The sequence below is a fragment of the Enterobacter cloacae complex sp. ECL72 genome, assembly GCF_019056635.1.
GTDB lineage: Bacteria > Pseudomonadota > Gammaproteobacteria > Enterobacterales > Enterobacteriaceae > Enterobacter > Enterobacter hormaechei_C.
This window is the reverse complement of the sequence record NZ_CP077659.1, coordinates 667012-684516: the sequence shown is the minus strand read 5'-3', so window position 1 is coordinate 684516 and position 17505 is coordinate 667012. Positions and strand designations below refer to the sequence as shown.

The following is a 17505-nucleotide window of genomic DNA, read 5'->3' as shown; positions in this document are numbered from 1 at the left end:
CTCCCTGTGGGAGAGGGTTAGGGTGAGGGCAAAAGGTTATGCAGCCTTACGGAACCTGCGGGTCAGTCGCTTCTCGATTTCGACGACGAAGAACATCACGCCCGCCACCGCCAGCGTCACGAACCAGTAGCGCAGCGGCAGCGCTTCGGTGCCGAACAGCATCTGCATAAACGGCAGGTAGATAATCGCCGCCTGGAGCAGGAACAGTACGCCCGTTACCAGCCAGATCCCTTTGTTCGCCAGCAGGCCGCGGTTCAGGGGAGAACCCGTCGGTGTTGCGGCAGTTAATCATGTATACCCACTGGGCGCAGACCAGCATCTGCAACAGCACGGTGCGGATGAACTCCGCGCTGTGGCCGCGCGGGGCCAGCCAGGCTTCCAGCGCAAAGGCGGCGATGGCAATCATGGTGCCGACGAAGGCCACGCGCCAGACGGCGTAGGCGTCCATCACGTGCTGCCCGGTCTGACGCGGCGGGCGGCGCATAATGTTGCGCTCGGCGGCCTCGAAGGCCAGGCCGAAGGAGAGCGTGGCGGAGGTCGCCATGTTCATCCACAGGATCAGCACTGGCGTCAGCGGAATGATGTTCCCCGCCAGCAGCGCAATCACAATCAATAGCCCCTGCGCCAGGTTGGTCGGCATGATGAACAGAATGGTCTTCTTCAGGTTGTCGTAAACGCGACGTCCCTCTTTCACCGCGCTGGCGATGGTGGCGAAGTTATCGTCCGTCAGGACCATGTCCGCCGCCTCTTTGGTCACTTCCGTGCCTTTGATGCCCATCGCGATACCCACGTCCGCCTGGCGCAGCGCCGGGGCATCGTTCACGCCGTCACCGGTCATGCCGACGATTTCGCCTTTGTCCTGCAACGCTTTCACCAGGCGCAGCTTATGCTCCGGGCTGGTACGGGCGAAGATGTCATACTTCACCGCCGCTTCCGCCAGCTCGGCGTCGTCCATCTTCTCCAGCTGGTAGCCGGTAACCGCCTGCTCGCTGTTGGTGATCCCCAGCATCTGGCCGATGCTCATCGCCGTCTGCGGGTGATCCCCAGTGATCATCTTCACGCGGATCCCCGCCTGCTGGCAGGCGTTAATCGCCTCAATCGCTTCCGGACGCGGCGGATCCATCATCCCGGCAATGCCGAGGAAGATCAGACCGTGGCTCAGGTCGTCGTGAGTTAATGCCTGCTCGCCGTTCGCTGGCTTGAACGCCGCGGCGACCATGCGCAGCCCCTGACGCGCATAGCGCTCCATCTCCGTTTCCCAGTACGCGCGGTCAAAGGCTTGCGCACCGTTGCGGGTCTGCTGCTGCTCACACAGGGCGAAAATCACGTCCGGCGCGCCGGTAATCAAAATCTGCTCCTCACTGCCAATCTGGTAGTGGGTGCTCATGTACTTGTACTGAGAGTCGAACGGGATCTTGTTAACCAGCGTGGTCACGACCGGCTCGAGGTGGGCCTTGGCCGCCAGCACCTTCAGCGCGCCCTCGGTTGGCCCGCCGGTGATGCCCCACAGGCCACGCTCGTCCTGAATCAGCTGGCTGTCGTTACACAGGTCGATGGTGCGCAGATACTGCTCCAGCACGGTGCCCGGCTGGATCTGCACCGGCTCGTCGCTGCCTTCGAGGTAGATGTTGCCCACCGGCTCGTAGCTGTTGCCGTCCACGCGATAGCAGGTGTCGGCGGTGATGATGGCTTTCACCGTCATCTCGTTCATGGTCAGGGTGCCGGTTTTATCCGAGCAGACCACGGTCATCGCGCCCAGGGTTTCAACCGTCGGCAGCTTGCGGATGATGGCCCGCTTGCGCGCCATCGCCTGTACGCCCAGCGAGAGGATGATGGAGATAATCGCTGGCAGACCTTCCGGTACGGAGGCTACCGCCAGGCTAATCAGGGAGAGCAGCAGCTCGCCCATCGGGATCTCGCGGAACACCAGGCTGAAGACAAACAGCGCGGCCATCATCGCCAGAATGATGGCGAAGATCGCTTTACCCAGCTTGTCCATCTGCACCAGCAGCGGGGTGCGGTGTTTTTCAATGCCCGCCATCATCTGGTTGATGTGGCCGAGTTCGGTCTCCTGGCCCGTGGCAATGACCACGCCAACGCCGCCGCCCGCGCTTACCGTCGTACCGGAAAAGACCAGGTTCGTGCGGTCGCCCAGCGGTAATTCGCCGTTCAGCGGGTTCGTGTGTTTATCCACCACGGTGGATTCACCGGTCAGAATTGCCTCTTCCACGCGTAAATTATGCGCTTCGATTAAGCGCATATCCGCCGGTATACGATCTCCTGCGCGCAACACAATAATATCGCCCGGGACGATTTCCGTCGTCGGGATAGTTTCATGGTTGCCGTTACGAATAACGCGCGCCTCGCTGGAGAGCATATTGCGAATACTCTTCAGGGATTTTTCCGCGTTACTTTCCTGAATGTGGCCAATTAAGGCATTGATTACCGCCACGCCCAGAATAACCAGCGTATCAACCCAGTGTCCCATTACTGCCGTTAATACGGCGGCTGCCAGCAGGACGTAAATCAGGACATCGTTAAAATGCGCGAGAAAACGCAGCCAGCCCGGCTTGCCTTTTTTCTCCGGCAGCGCGTTCGGGCCATGCTTCTGTAAACGCGCCTGCGCCTCGGCACGGTCCAGGCCATTAGCCTGGCTCTGCGCCTGAGCAAGCACCTGCTCTACGGTCTGCTGGTACGCCTGCCCGCCTGCGGGTGGCATATTCTGCGAGAAATTTTTTTTGGTCATGGTATTTTTCCTTCAATATCCGGTGGACGGAAGCCGGAATTCCTTTCTGGCTTTAAATAATTCATTTTTAAGTCTTGCGGGTTAAATTGATCTACCGCAATATATTGACTACCCGGTTATTCAAAACTGATTAAAATTATTTCGACGCGTTGATTTTTACAAAATATTTCTAAACCAACACTAAACGAGGAGGAAGCATGTTTGGTATTTATCGCGGACGGCGTCTGGCGTTATACATTGTCGCAGCCATTGTTATTGCGACGTTAATTGGATATAGCACCTATAGCTTTGTAAAATTATTTTCGTGAGAAAGACGTTTATTTACATAACGCGATATTAATTTAATCGCCCCGAAAATATTATCTATTTTCTGTTATTAATTCGCAGAATAACGGTGGCCTTTTACCCAATTTTGCCAGCGGGGATGATATTGCTTTACGTTTCAGGATGCCGGACAATGACATTTTTAACTGACGATTAACATTACGATGAAACACCCGTTAGAATCGCTGCTCACCGCAGGGGGCATTTTGCTGATGGCCCTGCTCTCCTGCCTGCTGTTACCCGCGCCGTCGCTGGGTCTGGTGCTGGCGCAGAAGCTGGTTCAGACCTTTCATATGGTCGATCTGAATCAGCTGTACACCATTCTGTTCTGTCTGTGGTTTTTGGTGCTCGGCGCCATCGAATTCTTTATCCTGCGTTTCATCTGGCGCCGCTGGTTTTCACTGGCGTCGTAAGCCAGTGAGATCGCGCATCCCGTGGATCAGCGCTTCACACCAGGCCGCGTAGTCGTGGCCGCTGGATGAGGGGTGGAAGCTGACGCGGTAGCCTTTATTCCTCAGCACCTGTTCAAAATCCTGCGTGGTGCGATAGATGCCGCCGCCCGGTCCCGTGGTTTCAAACTTCCCGGCCTGTAACCAGAAGCGCACCGGATACGGTGGAGACTGTTGGTACTGACGCGTCAGCCAGCCGGGAGCGTCACCTTCTGGTGCCCACCAGTAAGAACCGGAAAGGCTCAGCACGTTGCCAAACAGGCGCGGATAGCGCAGCGCCACCCATGAAGAGGCAATTCCCCCGTAGCTTGATCCTGCCAGTACGGTTTTCTGCCGCTGCATGCCGATGCCCTTCCCCCGCAGCCACGGCAGCAGCTCGTGCGCCATAAAGTCAGCAAAATCCGGGTTCGGCGGCAGCTCGTTGCCGCGACGGGCGTGATCGAGGCTGTCGATAAACACCACGTTAATCGGAGGCAGGTGATGTCGGGCAATCAGACCGTCCAGCACGTTGGCAAAATGGTATTCGTCCTGATAAACCTGTCCGTCGAAAAGGATGAGCGTCCAGCGTGCAGGCTGTGCGCCGCGCGGTTGGTAGATCATCACGTCGCGGGCATTGCCGAGGATGTTGCTGCTCAGCCTCTGGCGGCTCAACGTCCCGTGTAACAGCGGCTGTGCCGTAGCCCGAACGGAGCAGTAGCGCGCCGGGCTGAGATCGAGCAGAGAATAGCGATTCCAGCGATCGGTCTTCTGCTCCCCAAAGCTATTCGGGTTAAGCGGATCGGCCTGCGCGCTTACCAGGATGGCGCGGCGTTGATCGCGGGCAGAGCCTTCAACGATCGGCACATCGGGGGCGAGCTTGTACTGCATCACCGTATCAGCGGGGACCACGTAGCTGCTGAACCAGACGTCGCTGTTGCCCAGACGGAACAGCGGATCGTGATCCCCCGCCGGAGAGCCGAGAATGAAGACGTTATCCCGCGCGCCGCGCCACAGAAAGGTCACCCGCTTATGGCTCGCATCTACCGGCTCCACCATCGGCGTTCCCTGTCGACGCTGCGCCTGCCAGAACGCCTCGGTACTTCCACCGGCAGAAATGACGTTTGCCAGCGCCTTCAGCGTCGGGCTTTCTGGCGCCAGCATCTGCACGCGTGGTAACGGAGAGGTCTCTTTCATCCGCCACTGAAAACGCCACGGCTTGCCAGCTTCGCCGTGTAGCACCAGCGAGGTGTTCTGTTTCACCGGCAGGGCAAACAGCAGCGTGTGTTCCCCGTCCGCAGGACCGTTTTCGATCAGCGTGCGGATGCGACGGTTTTGCCCATCCAGCAGGCGCGCATCCGTCACGCCATGCAGCGTGGCGGAAACGTAATTTTCATCCAGCTCGGGCAGGGAGAAGCAGACTTCGCCGCTGGCATCAAACTTTCCCTGAACATCGCCCTGCCGGGACGACTGCTCGCACGTTGCCGCCACGGCGGGCAGCGCGCCGATCCCCAGCAGCAACCCACTCCATACCCTCTTCATTACCGCTTGTTCCCCAACGAAATTTGTTAACAACGCTAATGCAAATGGTAATAATTTGCAATATCATCAACGGCGTTTTACCGGTGTTTTTATGGCGATAGCAACCAAGGATGTTCAATAAAAATGTTTAAAAATAATAAGATAATGCAGCTCTGGCTGCTGAGTCTGGCGACGACCAGCGTCGCGGCTCAGGCAGAAACGAAAGAAGAAACGATTACGGTGACGCAGGGCGTGAGTGAAGAGCCCACTGCGCCCGTAAAAGGCATTGTGGCGACGAAAACGCTCTCCGCCACCAAGACCAGCGCGGAGATCGTGAAGACACCGCAGTCGGTATCGGTGATCACCCGCGATCAGATGAACATGCAGGACGTCACCTCCGTTTCGCAGGCGCTGCGCTACTCGGCGGGCGTGTTTACCGAGTACCGGGGCTCGTCTAACCGTAACGACGAGGTGTTTGTGCGCGGCTTTAGCTACGTGCCGAAATTCCTCGACGGCTTAAGCTTTGGCGCAACGGCTTCCTCACAGACGGGCACAGTTGACCCGTGGCTGCTGGAGCGCGTGGAGCTGGTGCGCGGCCCGGCGTCGGTGCTGTTTGGACAGGTGAATCCGGGCGGGTTAATCAGTATGACCAGCAAGCGCCCGACGGCGGAGGCCATTCACAACGTGCAGTTCCGCACCGGCAATAACGATCTCGCCGAAGGTGCGTTTGATTTCGGCGGCAAGCTGAGCGACGACGGCCGCGTGCTGTATCGCGTGAACGGTATCGCCCGTACGCAGCATAATCAGGTGGACGATTATAAAGAGACGCGGATGGCGATCGCCCCGGCGATCACCTGGTACCCGAACGATCAGACCCGCTTTACGCTGCTGACCAGCTACCAGAAAGATCCGGATGCCGGATACCGCAACTTCCTGCCCGCGTATGGCACGGTGAAAAGTGCCGACGGGAAGTACATCCCGCGCGACTTTAACGTCAGCGATCCGAATTACAATCAATCCTGGCGCGAGCAGACGATGATTGGCTACGAGCTGGAACACCAGTTCGCCGACAACCTCACCTTCCGCCAGAACGCCCGTTACGCCACCATCAAGCAGAAATATCGTTATCTGGTTTACGCCAACAGCGCGGCCAACAGCACGGTGTTGACCCGTCGCGCCCAGCGTGAAGAGCGCACGACCAACGAATTTGGCCTTGATAACCAGCTGGAATATCTGCTGGAGACCGGAAGCGTCAACCACACCCTGCTCGGCGGGTTTGATTACAAGACCAGTAAGGATAAACAGCTGCTGGCGCGCGGGAGCGGCTCACAGTATGACCTCGACTGGACAAACCCGGTTTACGGCGTGAACGTGGATGAAAGTACCTTCAAAACGGCCACCGACGAGCAGCAAAATCTCGACCAGATGGGCCTGTATCTTCAGGATCAGATGAGCTGGAACAACTGGGAGTGGCTGGTTTCCGGGCGCTACGACTGGAGCGAAGTGCGTACTAACGACTACACCGACAACAGCTTTACGCAGCAGAACGACAGCAAATTTACCTGGCGCACTGGCCTGCTGTACGCGTTTGATTCTGGCCTGTCGCCGTACATCAGCTACAGCACCTCGTTTGAACCGAACCTGCAAACCAACCGTGCGCCGGGCGTTGCGCCATTCAGGCCTACTACCGGGGAGCAGACCGAGATTGGCGTGAAATATCAGCCGGTCGACACCACGCTGATGACCCTGGCGCTGTACGATTTGACTCAGGACAACGTAGCGACCTATAACAGCGCTGAAGGCTGGTTCGAAAATGCGGGCAAGGTGCGTTCGAAAGGCGCTGAAGCGGAAATCCACGCCACGCTGATGGATAACATCAACCTGATTGGCTCCTACACTTACACCGATGCAAAAACCGAAAGCACCACGGTGGCGGGAACTGAAGGCAAAACGCCTGCGCGCATTCCAGCGCATATGGCATCGGCGTTCGCCAGCTATACCGTTCCGGGCGGAGCGCTGAAGAGCCTGACCGCTGGCGTGGGGATGCGCTACATCGGCACCAGCTACGGCGATGCGAAGAACACCTTCAAGGTGCCATCGGTGGATCTGTATGACGCGATGCTGCGCTACGATCTGGGCGAGATGAACCGCAGCCTGAAAGGGGCAAGCGTGCAGTTCAACGTCAATAACGTGGCAGACACGAAGTATGTGGCGTCATGCGCAAGCGATACGGCGTGCTTCTACGGGATTGGCCGGACGGTGACGGCGACGGTGAATTACAGCTGGTAAGCATGGTGCTGTCTGATCCCCTCACCCCGGCCCTCTCCCCAAAGGGGCGAGGGTGTAATCGTCCCCTCTCCCCTTTGGGGAGAGGGTTAGGGTGAGGGGATGTTTTTCAGTGCGCCCGACCGTGGTTTTCTTTGCGATACGCCCCGGGCGGCTGGTTGAAGGTGCGGGTAAAGATGCGGGTAAACGTCTGCTGCGAGTCAAACCCGTAGCGCAGGCAGATATCGTACACGCGCTCGTCTGACTCACGCAGATCGCGCGCCGCCATCAGCAGCTTGCGTTCGCGGATGTAGCGCCCCAGACTTTCGCCTTTGTACTGCATAAACAGCCGCTGTAAATGCCATTTTGAGTAACCCGCATGGCGGGCAATCTCTTCGATGCGTAACGGCTGGTGTAGATTGTCATCAATCCATTCGACAATCGTATCAATGACCTGAGCGGAAATCGTCATACTGCTCTCCCCCTCTGCTTCTCGCTTAAACATTATTCCCACCACTCGCGAAATTGTTGCGTGGTATCACTCACCCGCACGGGCTCGCCCAGCTCCGGCGTCAGCAGCCGGTAGTTTTTATCCTTACTGGCTTTCGCCAGCTGGATCAGTGGATCGTTCCAGGTATGTTTCGCCAGCACAAAACGCCCGTTATGTCCCGGCACGACCGCTTTGGCATTGAGATCTGCCGAGGCCTGCGCCGTTTCTGCCGGGTGCATATGGATGTACTTCCAGTCCTGGTCGTACTGGCCGTTTTCCATGATGGCTAAGTCAACTCCGCCAAACTGCTCGCCAATCGCTTTGAAGTGCGGGCCGTAACCGGAGTCTCCGCTGTAGTAGACCTTTCGCTCTGGGGTGACAAACATAAAGCTGCCCCACAGGGTCTGGTTACGCTTAATGCCGCGCCCGGAAAAATGGCGCGCCGGCAGAACGTGCACCGTCAGCGTATCGCTGATATGCACCGACTGGTTCCAGTCCCGCTCGTCGATAATCTCAGGGTTCATCCCCCAATAGCGCAGATGCGACCCCACGCCCAGCGGGGTGACCACGCGCTTAACCTTCGGCAGCAGCGCCTTGATGGTGGCGTAATCCAGATGGTCATAGTGATCGTGGGAGATAATCAGCAGGTCGATCTCCGGCATGCTCTCCGCACGCCACGGGTACTCCCCCGCAAACGCTTTATTGAGGAAGGAGAACGGTGCGGCGTAGCTACTCAGAACCGGATCGATCAGGATGCGTTTCCCCGCCAGCTGCATATACCAGGAGGAGTGGCCGAGCCACACCAGCGTGTCCTGTTCAGGCGACAGGCTCGCCAGATCGGTTTTCACCAGCGGCAGCGGCTGCGCAGGACGGGCGTTTTCGGTTTTACGGGTAAGGAACTGCCACCACGCCACCAGCATATTTTGTTGCCCGGTAAAGCCCGGCGTAGGGAGCGTGTTATGGAATTGCCCGTCGCGATAGTGCGGAGAGGCTTCCACTTCAGAGAGCTGCGCACCCTGCGGTGGCTGGCCAAATCCGGCATTCAGTACAAACGGTAAACTGGCAGCTGAAGCAATAATCATGACTAACACCACGCAGATGAATAGAGGCTTTTTCATTTCCTGACCCGCCTACGCGCCCCATCCGATGGTTTGCGCGGGTGACACTTGATTATGAGTGAGTAAGCACTCATTATAGATAGGATGATTACGCCGTCAAGAAGGTTTTCGTTCTTTGACATTCCGCGTTGCAGCGTATCAAGGCTCGTGTTTCAATCAGGGCTTTTACAATTGACGGGAGGAAAAATTTAGTGGCACGTCCGAAGAGTGAAGATAAAAAACAGGCCTTACTGGAAGCAGCAACGGCTGCGTTTGCGCAGTCAGGTATTGCCGCCTCAACGGCGTTAATTGCCCGTAATGCGGGCGTCGCTGAAGGGACACTGTTTCGCTACTTTGCTACCAAAGACGATCTGCTGAATGCCCTCTACCTGCATCTGAAGCAGGATCTCTGCCAGACCATGCTGGCGAATCTCGATCGCACCATCACCGAGCCAAAAGAGCATACCCGCAATATCTGGAACAGCTATGGAAGGTGCGAACAAGTCCCTGATATGAGATCATGTTTGTCATCTGGAGCCATGGAACAGGGTTCATCATGAGTCATCAACTTACCTTCGCCGACAGTGAATTCAGCAGTAAGCGCCGTCAGACCAGAAAAGAGATTTTCTTGTCCCGCATGGAGCAGATTCTGCCATGGCAAAACATGGTGGAAGTCATCGAGCCGTTTTACCCCAAGGCTGGTAATGGCCGGCGACCTTATCCGCTGGAAACCATGCTACGCATTCACTGCATGCAGCATTGGTACAACCTGAGCGATGGCGCGATGGAAGATGCTCTGTACGAAATCGCCTCCATGCGTCTGTTTGCCCGGTTATCCCTGGATAGCGCCTTGCCTGACCGCACCACCATCATGAATTTCCGCCACCTGCTGGAGCAGCATCAACTGGCCCGCCAATTGTTCAAGACCATCAATCGCTGGCTGGCCGAAGCAGGCGTCATGATGACTCAAGGCACCTTGGTCGATGCCACCATCATTGAGGCACCCAGCTCGACCAAGAACAAAGAGCAGCAACGCGATCCGGAGATGCATCAGACCAAGAAAGGCAATCAATGGCACTTTGGCATGAAGGCCCACATTGGTGTCGATGCCAAGAGTGGCCTGACCCACAGCCTAGTCACCACCGCGGCCAACGAGCATGACCTCAATCAGCTGGGTAATCTGCTGCATGGAGAGGAGCAATTTGTCTCAGCCGATGCCGGCTACCAAGGGGCGCCACAGCGCGAGGAGCTGGCCGAGGTGGATGTGGACTGGCTGATCGCCGAGCGCCCCGGCAAGGTAAGAACCTTGAAACAGCATCCACGCAAGAACAAAACGGCCATCAACATCGAATACATGAAAGCCAGCATCCGGGCCAAGGTGGAGCACCCATTTCGCATCATCAAGCGACAGTTCGGCTTCGTGAAAGCCAGATACAAGGGGTTGCTGAAAAACGATAACCAACTGGCGATGTTATTCACGCTGGCCAACCTGTTTCGGGCGGACCAAATGATACGTCAGTGGGAGAGATCTCACTAAAAACTGGGGATAACGCCTTAAATGGCGAAGAAACGGTCTAAATAGGCTGATTCAAGGCATTTACGAGAGAAAAAATCGGCTCAAACATGAAGAAATGAAATGACTGAGTCAGCCGAGAAGAATTTCCCCGCTTATTCGCACCTTCCCTATGTAGACTGGGGCATTCGTAACCCCCTGGCGCATGCGGCTATCCGCCAGATTGGCGTCAGTGAAAAGCTGAACGCCGAAACCGAGCAGGCGGTGAAAGACATGTTCCCGGAACTGCATGAACTGTGTCGTCGTTCGATCCGCCCGGTGTTTATGTCTGACGAGTTTAAGACCTTCGGTGATGCAATGTTCTTATCGCTGGCTGAAACCACCATGGAGTTTGCCGCCCGCGATCCGTCCCGTGCCGTCGATTTTAAAGCGCTGGGCTTTGAAGCCATGTGGCGCGGGCTTGCTGAGGAAGATAACCATGGACAGTAAATCCTTGCAGGAACATGCCAGACGCGTCGCGCTGGAGATGCCTTTTACCGAACATTGCTGGCCGTTTGGCCCGGAGTATGACGTGTTTAAGGTGGGCGGGAAAATTTTTATGCTGATGGCGACCGCACACGGTCGGGCCCACGTCAGCCTGAAATCCGATCCGGAAAAATCGCTGCTCAATCAGCAGATCTACCGTGGCGTGGAGCCCGGTTACCATCTGAATAAAAAACACTGGATCTCACTTTATGGCACGGACGACATCACGCCTGAACTGGTCACCGACCTGATTACGGATTCGTGGAATCTGGTCGTTGATAAACTGCCGAAAAAAGATCAGAAGTGGATTCGGCCAGCCTGATTGTTCGTCTGAGACGAACAGAATAAGCGCTCGAATCGCACTTATCTTTTCCCGCTTCGCGCGGTAATCTGCTTTCCTTTCACGCCCGCCCGCGGGCGAATTTCATCACCAGGAGTTGTTATGGATATTATTTCTGTCGCCCTGAAACGCCACTCTACCAAGGCGTTCGACCCAGCCAAAAAACTGACCGCAGAAGAAGCGGAAAAAATCAAAACGCTGCTGCAATACAGCCCGTCCAGCACCAACTCCCAGCCGTGGCACTTTATTGTTGCCAGCACTGAAGAGGGTAAAGCGCGCGTGGCAAAATCCGCGGCGGGCACCTATGTGTTTAACGAACGCAAAATGCTGGATGCCTCTCACGTGGTGGTGTTCTGCGCGAAAACCGCGATGGACGATGCCTGGCTTGAGCGCGTTGTCGATCAGGAAGAGGCTGACGGCCGTTTCGCCACACCAGAAGCAAAAGCCGCGAACCACAAAGGCCGCTGCTATTTTGCCGACATGCACCGCGTGGATCTGAAAGATGACGACCAGTGGATGGCGAAGCAGGTTTACCTGAACGTCGGCAACTTCCTGCTGGGCGTGGCCGCGATGGGCCTGGATGCGGTACCCATCGAAGGGTTTGACGCCGCGATCCTCGACGAAGAGTTTGGCCTGAAAGAGAAAGGCTTCACCAGCCTGGTGGTGGTCCCGGTCGGGCATCACAGCGTGGAAGATTTCAACGCCACGCTGCCGAAATCTCGCCTGCCGCTGAGCACGATTGTGACTGAATGCTAAGCGCTTCTGGCACGCCGGCTATCGGCGTGCCCGTTTTCAGTAAAGCGTTATCTGCGGATGCTTTACCCCGCACACCAGCGCATAACGCGTTAATGTATCGAGACTCGCCCGGGTAATATTTGCTTCCATTCGTGATACCGTCGGTGCGCTGACGCCCATCCGCTCCGCCACCTGGGCGCGCGTCAGACCAGCATGATTGCGCCATTGCGCCAGCATCTCCCGCAGGCGTTCCTTGCGCTCTTCTGCATCAAAGGAAGCCTGAACTTCTGAATCGCTTAACAGTTCAGCTCTGAGTTCGTCCCAGTCAATAATCTTTTTGCTCATCCAACATCTCCTGTTGTCGTTTCAGTGCCAGACGGAGTTCAGCAGAGGGCGTTTTTTGCGTCTTCTTGATAAACACCCGCAGCAGAAAAATGGTTCTTTCCCGCTGATAAACGTAGATCCCACGAGTATGGATCAGCCCGACGGTTCGGATTTCGAACAAACCATTGGGTAAGGGTTTGCTGTCAGGTTCACGCAATACTGTCGGGTTGTTGCGTAATTTATCAAGCTGGCGAATCAGCTTCGCCTGTACTCCCGCAGGCAATGAGAGGATCTCCTCCCTGACTGCCGCATGAACGATAAGTCTGAACACTGTATTTCATCCCTGATAATATTAGCATGTAAGGCAATTTGCATTAAAGGCTAATTTTGCCTTTCGTGATTCACCTTACCAGCTTATTCCAGGCAGGACCGGATCCGCGTTGATTCCCTGAAAGCCCCTCGCAAAAAACTTATTTCCCCTGCTCCGCCAGCCACGCCATCGCCCTCTCCCCTGCCTCATCCACGGGTAAATAGACCAGCAGCCGCGATCCGTTTCGCGGCGCGGAGTACCAGTACATCTGCTGGAGATGAAAATCCCCCAGCTCGGGATGGGTGAACAGCTTGAGCTGGTTCTCCACGCCGCGCACGTCGTTACGCTGGTGCCACAGGGTTTTGAACTCTTCGGACACCGCAAAAAAACGCGCCAGCTTCGCTTCCCAGAGCGGGTCGCCACGGTGCTCAGCCATGGCCGCGCGGAAGTAGGAGACGAAAATCGGCAGCACGTCGTCACGTTTGCCGAGCCGCGCGCGCCACGCCGGATGGGTGAGGAACAGGTAAATACAGTTGCGATCTTCCGGCGGGATGGCGTTGAAATCGACGCCCATCAGGTGGCCGAAGCTGTCGTTCCACGCCACGATATCGAAATTCGGTTTCTGAATACTGGCAGGTTTCGGCATCAGGGTATCCAGCAGGCGACGCGTGCCTTCGCTGATCCCCTCGCAGCACACCGCCTGCGGGGCTTCGCCCGGCGGCAAACCGGCGAGCACAAAAAGATGCCGGGCTTCGGTCGGGGTGCATTGCAGCGCTTTTGCGATGGCGGCCATCACCGCGCTGGACGGATTGACGTCCCGGCCCTGCTCCAGCCAGGTGTACCAGGTCACGCCGACATCCGCGAGCATCGCCACCTCCTCCCGACGCAGGCCCGGCGTGCGGCGGCGGCCGCTGCGCGGTAAGCCGAGGCGCTGCGGATCGAGGCTTTCGCGCCGGGCTCGCAAAAACGCGCCCAGCTGCTTGCGGGTGTCATCCTGGAGAGAGGTGACAGGTTCAGACATCAGCGTCATAACATCTCCTGCATGGTAGTGTCAGTACCAGTATAAGCAAGAACTGGTACCCGTTTATCAGATGGTTGATGCTACGACTCTACGCTGTTTGACGCAATGGAGTCACCATGAATACGTCAGTTGTTTCACCGGGTCGTGCGGGCCTGATACTGCTGTTAACCGGCCAGATGCTGCCGCTGATTGATACCTCAATCACCAACGTGGCGCTGGATTCCATCACCCATTCATTACACGCCACCGCCACCGAACTGGAGCTGATCGTCGCCCTCTACGGCGTGGCCTTTGCCGTCTGCCTGGCCCCCGGCAGCAAGCTGGGCGATAACCTTGGCCGCCGTCGCCTGTTTATGTGGGGCGTGGCGTGTTTTGGCCTGGCCTCGCTGCTGTGCGGCATGGCGGGCAATATCGAACAGTTGCTTGGCGCGCGCATTCTTCAGGGCGCGGGCGCCGCGCTGATCATGCCGCAAATTCTCGCGACGTTGCATGTGACGTTAAAAGGATCGGCACACGCCAGAGCGATCAGCCTGTTTGGAGGTATCGGCGGAATTGCGTTTATCGTCGGCCAGATGGGTGGCGGCTGGCTGGTGTCGGCGGACATCGCCGGGCTGGGCTGGCGCAACGCCTTCTTTATCAACGTGCCGATTTGTCTGGTGGTGCTGGCGCTGAGCCGTCGCTACGTGCCGGAAACCCGCCGCGACACGCCGTCGCGCATTGACTGGACCGGGACTGTCCTGCTGACGGCAATACTGTGCTGTCTGCTGTTCCCGATGGCGCTCGGCCCGCAGTGGCACTGGTCGTGGCCGCTGAAGGCCGCACTGCTGGCGATTGTGCCGCTGGGCTGTTTGATGGTGCTGAACGCGCGCAAAAAAGAGCGTGAGAATGCCCACCCGCTCATCGCGCCACGCCTGTTACAGCTGCGCAGCATCCGCTTTGGCGTGCTGATCGGGATACTCTTTTTCAGCGTCTGGTCCGGGTTCATGTTCTGTATGGCGCTGACCATGCAAAGCGGTCTGGGGATGGCGCCGTGGCAGTCCGGGAACAGCTTTATCGCGCTTGGCGTCACCTATTTTATTTCTGCCTGGTTCGCCCCACGCCTGATTGCCCGCTACAGCACCAGCGCCATCCTGCTGACCGGGCTTGCGATTCAGCTTGTCGGCCTGGTGGCGCTGATCGCCACGTTCCGTCACTGGGGAATGCAGAATACCGCGCTGACGCTGGCCCCGGCCACCGGGCTGGTGGGTTACGGGCAGGCGCTGATTGTAAACAGCTTCTACCGTATCGGGATGCGCGATATTCAGCCTGACGACGCGGGGGCCGCGAGCGCGATTTTAAGCACGCTGCAACAGGCTGCGCTGGGGCTTGGCCCGGCCATTTTCGGCGCGATTTTGCTGCACGGGCTGCAAAATCATCACGGAGATTATACCCAGGCGGTCAACGTCTTCCTGATGGTGGAAACGGCCATGATGGTGGTGCTGGCGCTGGTCACGCTGCGTATGCGTCATCGTCTGTGTTTACCGGTCGTCAAGGCCTGTCCGGCGACAAAATAAAACTGCCTGAATTTGCATAATAGATCCGCAGCCGCCATTATGGGGCTGCATCAATACAGGAGACGTTATGCAGGAATTAATTGCTCAGGTTGAAGAGTTAGGGATTGAAATTAATCACACCACCTCTTTAGTGATTATCTTTGGTATTATTTTTCTTACGGCCATTATCGTTCATTTTATTCTGCACAAAGTGGTGCTGCGCGCATTCGAGAAACGCGCCCAGGCCAGCAGCCATTTATGGTTGCAGATCATTACGCAGAACAAATTATTTCACCGTCTGGCGTTTACCCTCCAGGGGATAATCGTCAACGTTCAGGCGGTTCTGTGGCTGCAAAAAGGCAGCGAAGCGGCGGAATTACTCACCACCTGCGCGAAATTGTGGGTGATGGTTTATGCCCTGCTCTCCTTCTTCTCGTTGCTGGACGTGATTTTCAATCTGTCGCAGAAAATGGCCACCGCCTCGCAGCTGCCGCTGAAGGGGATATTCCAGGGCGTTAAGCTGGTGAGTGCCATTCTGGTGGGGATACTGATTATCTCCCTGCTGATCGGTCAGTCACCCGCCATTCTGATAAGCGGCCTGGGTGCGATGGCTGCCGTTCTGATGCTGGTCTTTAAAGACCCGATACTGGGCTTAGTGGCGGGCATTCAGCTCTCCGCCAACGACATGCTCAAGCTCGGCGACTGGCTGGAGATGCCGAAGTACGGCGCCAACGGCACGGTGACCGACATCGGCCTGACCACCGTTAAAGTGCGCAACTTCGATAACACCATCACCACCATCCCGACCTGGGCGCTGGTGTCCGATGCGTTCATCAACTGGAGCGGCATGTCCGCCTCCGGTGGTCGCCGCATCAAGCGTAGCCTGAATATCGATACCACCAGCATTCATTTCCTCGACGAGCAGGAGCAGCAGAAACTGATTCAGGCGAAACTGCTGAAGCCGTATCTGGCGGCGCGTCATGAGGAAATTAACCTGTGGAATCAGCAGAACGGCGAAGGGGAATCGGTATTAAACCTGCGCAAGATGACCAATATCGGCACCTTCCGTGCCTACCTGAATGAATATCTGCGTAACCACCCGCGCATTCGCAAAGATATGACGCTGATGGTGCGCCAGCTCGCGCCGGATGCCAACGGGCTGCCGATTGAAATATATGCCTTTACCAACACGGTGATCTGGGCGGAATACGAAGATATTCAGGCCGACATCTTCGATCATATTTTCGCGGTGGTAGATGAATTTGGCCTGCGTATTCACCAGTCGCCAACCGGAAACGATATTCGCTCGCTGGCTGGCGTCATCGCCAGATAATCAGGAGCTGGCGCGGGAAATAAAGCGCCAGTCCATCATGACCCTTTCCGTGGGCGCATCCGGGTTGTCGATCTTATTTAACAGCAGATTGACCGCCTTGCGCCCGATATCCCGCGACGGCTGTTCAATAGTGGTGAGTGAAATCATCTCCGCCAGCTCAGTGCCGTCAAAGCCGACCACCGCGATATCTTCTGGCACCCGCAGCCCTGCCTGCTGAATGGCGCGCAGCGCCCCCGCCGCCAGCGTATCGGAAACGGCAAACACCGCATCCGGCGGGTTTGCTTTTAACAGATTTTGCATCGCCGCCATGCCCGCACCAGAGCTGAGCTCACTGGCGTACTCCACCGCCTGATAATCCAGATCCCGCAGGTGTATGACGCTCTTATAGCCGCGCTCGCGCAGACGGGCATATTTGTAGCTGAGGTCGTGGTTGATGAGCGCAATGCGTTTGCGTCCCCCGTCGGCAAGCTGGCTGACAACGTGCTGGGAGGCATCAACATCATTAATCCCCACGCAGGAGACCGCGCCCGCATCGGCGTATTCAGCGCACTGCACCCACGGCGCGTTGCCAATCAGCGCGGCCAGCTCCGGCAGTTTCGAGAATGCATCCATGGTGATAATGCCGTCGACGATTTTGCCGGAGAGCAGGCTTAAGCCCGAGCGGGAGCGCTCAATATCCGAGCCGGAGTTGCAAAGCAGAATGCGATAGCCGTTCTTTTCTGCCTCGGCTTCAATGCCCTTCACCACTTCGGCGCAGAACGGGTTGGCGATGTTCGAGACCATCACCAGGATCATATAGCTGCGGGCAGTGCGCAGCTGACGCGCCAGCAGATTGGGCTGATAGTTACTCTCCTGGATCGCCTGCAAAACGCGCTCGCGGTTTTTCGCCTTCACGGTATCGCTGTTATTCAGTACGCGGGAGACCGTTGCTACGGATACCCCGGCCAGTTGAGCGATTTTCTGAATTGACATAGCGACGATACATCCTGCGGTTAGCGTTTTGT

General features: G+C 57.0%; 14 protein-coding genes and 3 pseudogenes. 9 read left to right on the top strand and 8 right to left on the bottom strand.

All coding sequences use genetic code 11. The features are described from left to right. Positions 1 to 36: 36 nt before the first annotated feature. A pseudogene (locus tag KTH07_RS03215) lies at positions 37 to 2746 on the bottom strand (cation-transporting P-type ATPase). A gap of 488 nt (positions 2747 to 3234) precedes the next feature. Here KTH07_RS03215 and KTH07_RS03210 point away from each other — a divergent pair. Further along, positions 3235 to 3483, top strand: coding sequence for a DUF1158 domain-containing protein (locus tag KTH07_RS03210; RefSeq protein ID WP_003858875.1), 249 nt, complete (start codon positions 3235 to 3237; stop codon positions 3481 to 3483). On the opposite strand, the gene KTH07_RS03205 is transcribed toward KTH07_RS03210, so the two are convergent. Continuing rightward, complete coding sequence (locus tag KTH07_RS03205; RefSeq protein WP_063161960.1) at positions 3469 to 5037, bottom strand: alpha/beta hydrolase-fold protein; 1569 nt, start codon at positions 5035 to 5037, stop codon at positions 3469 to 3471. The genes KTH07_RS03210 and KTH07_RS03205 overlap by 15 nt on opposite strands. A gap of 123 nt (positions 5038 to 5160) precedes the next feature. Here KTH07_RS03205 and KTH07_RS03200 point away from each other — a divergent pair, with 123 nt between their 5' ends. Then, positions 5161 to 7305, top strand: a complete 2145-nt coding sequence (locus KTH07_RS03200; protein WP_023303240.1) for a TonB-dependent siderophore receptor — start codon at positions 5161 to 5163, stop codon at positions 7303 to 7305. A 106-nt stretch (positions 7306 to 7411) separates the two neighbouring features. On the opposite strand, the gene KTH07_RS03195 is transcribed toward KTH07_RS03200, so the two are convergent. Together KTH07_RS03195 and KTH07_RS03190 are read right to left on the bottom strand one after the other, a co-directional pair. Further along, a complete protein-coding gene (locus tag KTH07_RS03195) occupies positions 7412 to 7753 on the bottom strand; it encodes a RamA family antibiotic efflux transcriptional regulator (RefSeq protein WP_003858880.1) in 342 nt (113 codons plus the stop codon). Positions 7754 to 7785: 32 nt separating this feature from the next. Then, positions 7786 to 8889, bottom strand: coding sequence for a RomA family MBL fold metallo-hydrolase (locus KTH07_RS03190; protein ID WP_017382551.1), 1104 nt, complete (start codon positions 8887 to 8889; stop codon positions 7786 to 7788). A gap of 191 nt (positions 8890 to 9080) precedes the next feature. On the opposite strand from KTH07_RS03190, the pseudogene KTH07_RS03185 reads away from it, so the two are divergent. The 5 genes and pseudogenes from KTH07_RS03185 to nfsB all read left to right on the top strand — a co-directional run. Then, positions 9081 to 9356: pseudogene (locus KTH07_RS03185) on the top strand (TetR/AcrR family transcriptional regulator); the annotation flags it as partial. Between the two features lie 68 nt (positions 9357 to 9424). Continuing rightward, the gene (locus KTH07_RS03180) at positions 9425 to 10405 is read left to right on the top strand and encodes an IS5-like element IS5 family transposase (RefSeq protein WP_000019402.1); all 981 of its coding nucleotides are present in this window, start codon (positions 9425 to 9427) and stop codon (positions 10403 to 10405) included. A 147-nt stretch (positions 10406 to 10552) separates the two neighbouring features. Continuing rightward, a pseudogene (locus KTH07_RS03175) lies at positions 10553 to 10870 on the top strand (TetR/AcrR family transcriptional regulator); the annotation flags it as partial. Further along, positions 10860 to 11228 (top strand): MmcQ/YjbR family DNA-binding protein, encoded by a 369-nt coding sequence (locus KTH07_RS03170; RefSeq protein WP_003858883.1) that lies wholly within the window; start codon positions 10860 to 10862, stop codon positions 11226 to 11228. The pseudogene KTH07_RS03175 and the gene KTH07_RS03170, both read left to right, overlap by 11 nt. A 120-nt stretch (positions 11229 to 11348) precedes the next feature. Continuing rightward, complete coding sequence (gene nfsB / locus KTH07_RS03165; RefSeq protein WP_003858884.1) at positions 11349 to 12002, top strand: oxygen-insensitive NAD(P)H nitroreductase; 654 nt, start codon at positions 11349 to 11351, stop codon at positions 12000 to 12002. A gap of 36 nt (positions 12003 to 12038) precedes the next feature. Here nfsB and KTH07_RS03160 read toward each other — a convergent pair whose 3' ends face one another. From KTH07_RS03160 to KTH07_RS03150, 3 genes are all read right to left on the bottom strand, one after another. Then, positions 12039 to 12326 (bottom strand): helix-turn-helix transcriptional regulator, encoded by a 288-nt coding sequence (locus tag KTH07_RS03160; protein ID WP_015571209.1) that lies wholly within the window; start codon positions 12324 to 12326, stop codon positions 12039 to 12041. Next, a complete protein-coding gene (locus KTH07_RS03155; RefSeq protein ID WP_017382553.1) occupies positions 12307 to 12636 on the bottom strand; it encodes a type II toxin-antitoxin system RelE/ParE family toxin in 330 nt (109 codons plus the stop codon). The genes KTH07_RS03160 and KTH07_RS03155 overlap by 20 nt, the downstream gene beginning before the upstream one ends. Positions 12637 to 12775: 139 nt before the next feature. Continuing rightward, positions 12776 to 13645, bottom strand: coding sequence for a helix-turn-helix transcriptional regulator (locus tag KTH07_RS03150; RefSeq protein ID WP_023296063.1), 870 nt, complete (start codon positions 13643 to 13645; stop codon positions 12776 to 12778). A gap of 107 nt (positions 13646 to 13752) precedes the next feature. Here KTH07_RS03150 and KTH07_RS03145 point away from each other — a divergent pair, with 107 nt between their 5' ends. After that, the gene (locus KTH07_RS03145; RefSeq protein ID WP_023303238.1) at positions 13753 to 15189 is read left to right on the top strand and encodes an MFS transporter; all 1437 of its coding nucleotides are present in this window, start codon (positions 13753 to 13755) and stop codon (positions 15187 to 15189) included. Between the two features lie 67 nt (positions 15190 to 15256). Continuing rightward, positions 15257 to 16501, top strand: coding sequence for a mechanosensitive ion channel family protein (locus tag KTH07_RS03140; RefSeq protein ID WP_015571212.1), 1245 nt, complete (start codon positions 15257 to 15259; stop codon positions 16499 to 16501). On the opposite strand, the gene KTH07_RS03135 is transcribed toward KTH07_RS03140, so the two are convergent. After that, on the bottom strand, positions 16502 to 17473 hold the full coding sequence (locus tag KTH07_RS03135; protein ID WP_015571213.1) for a LacI family DNA-binding transcriptional regulator: 972 nt from the start codon (positions 17471 to 17473) through the stop codon (positions 16502 to 16504). Positions 17474 to 17505: the final 32 nt, after the last annotated feature.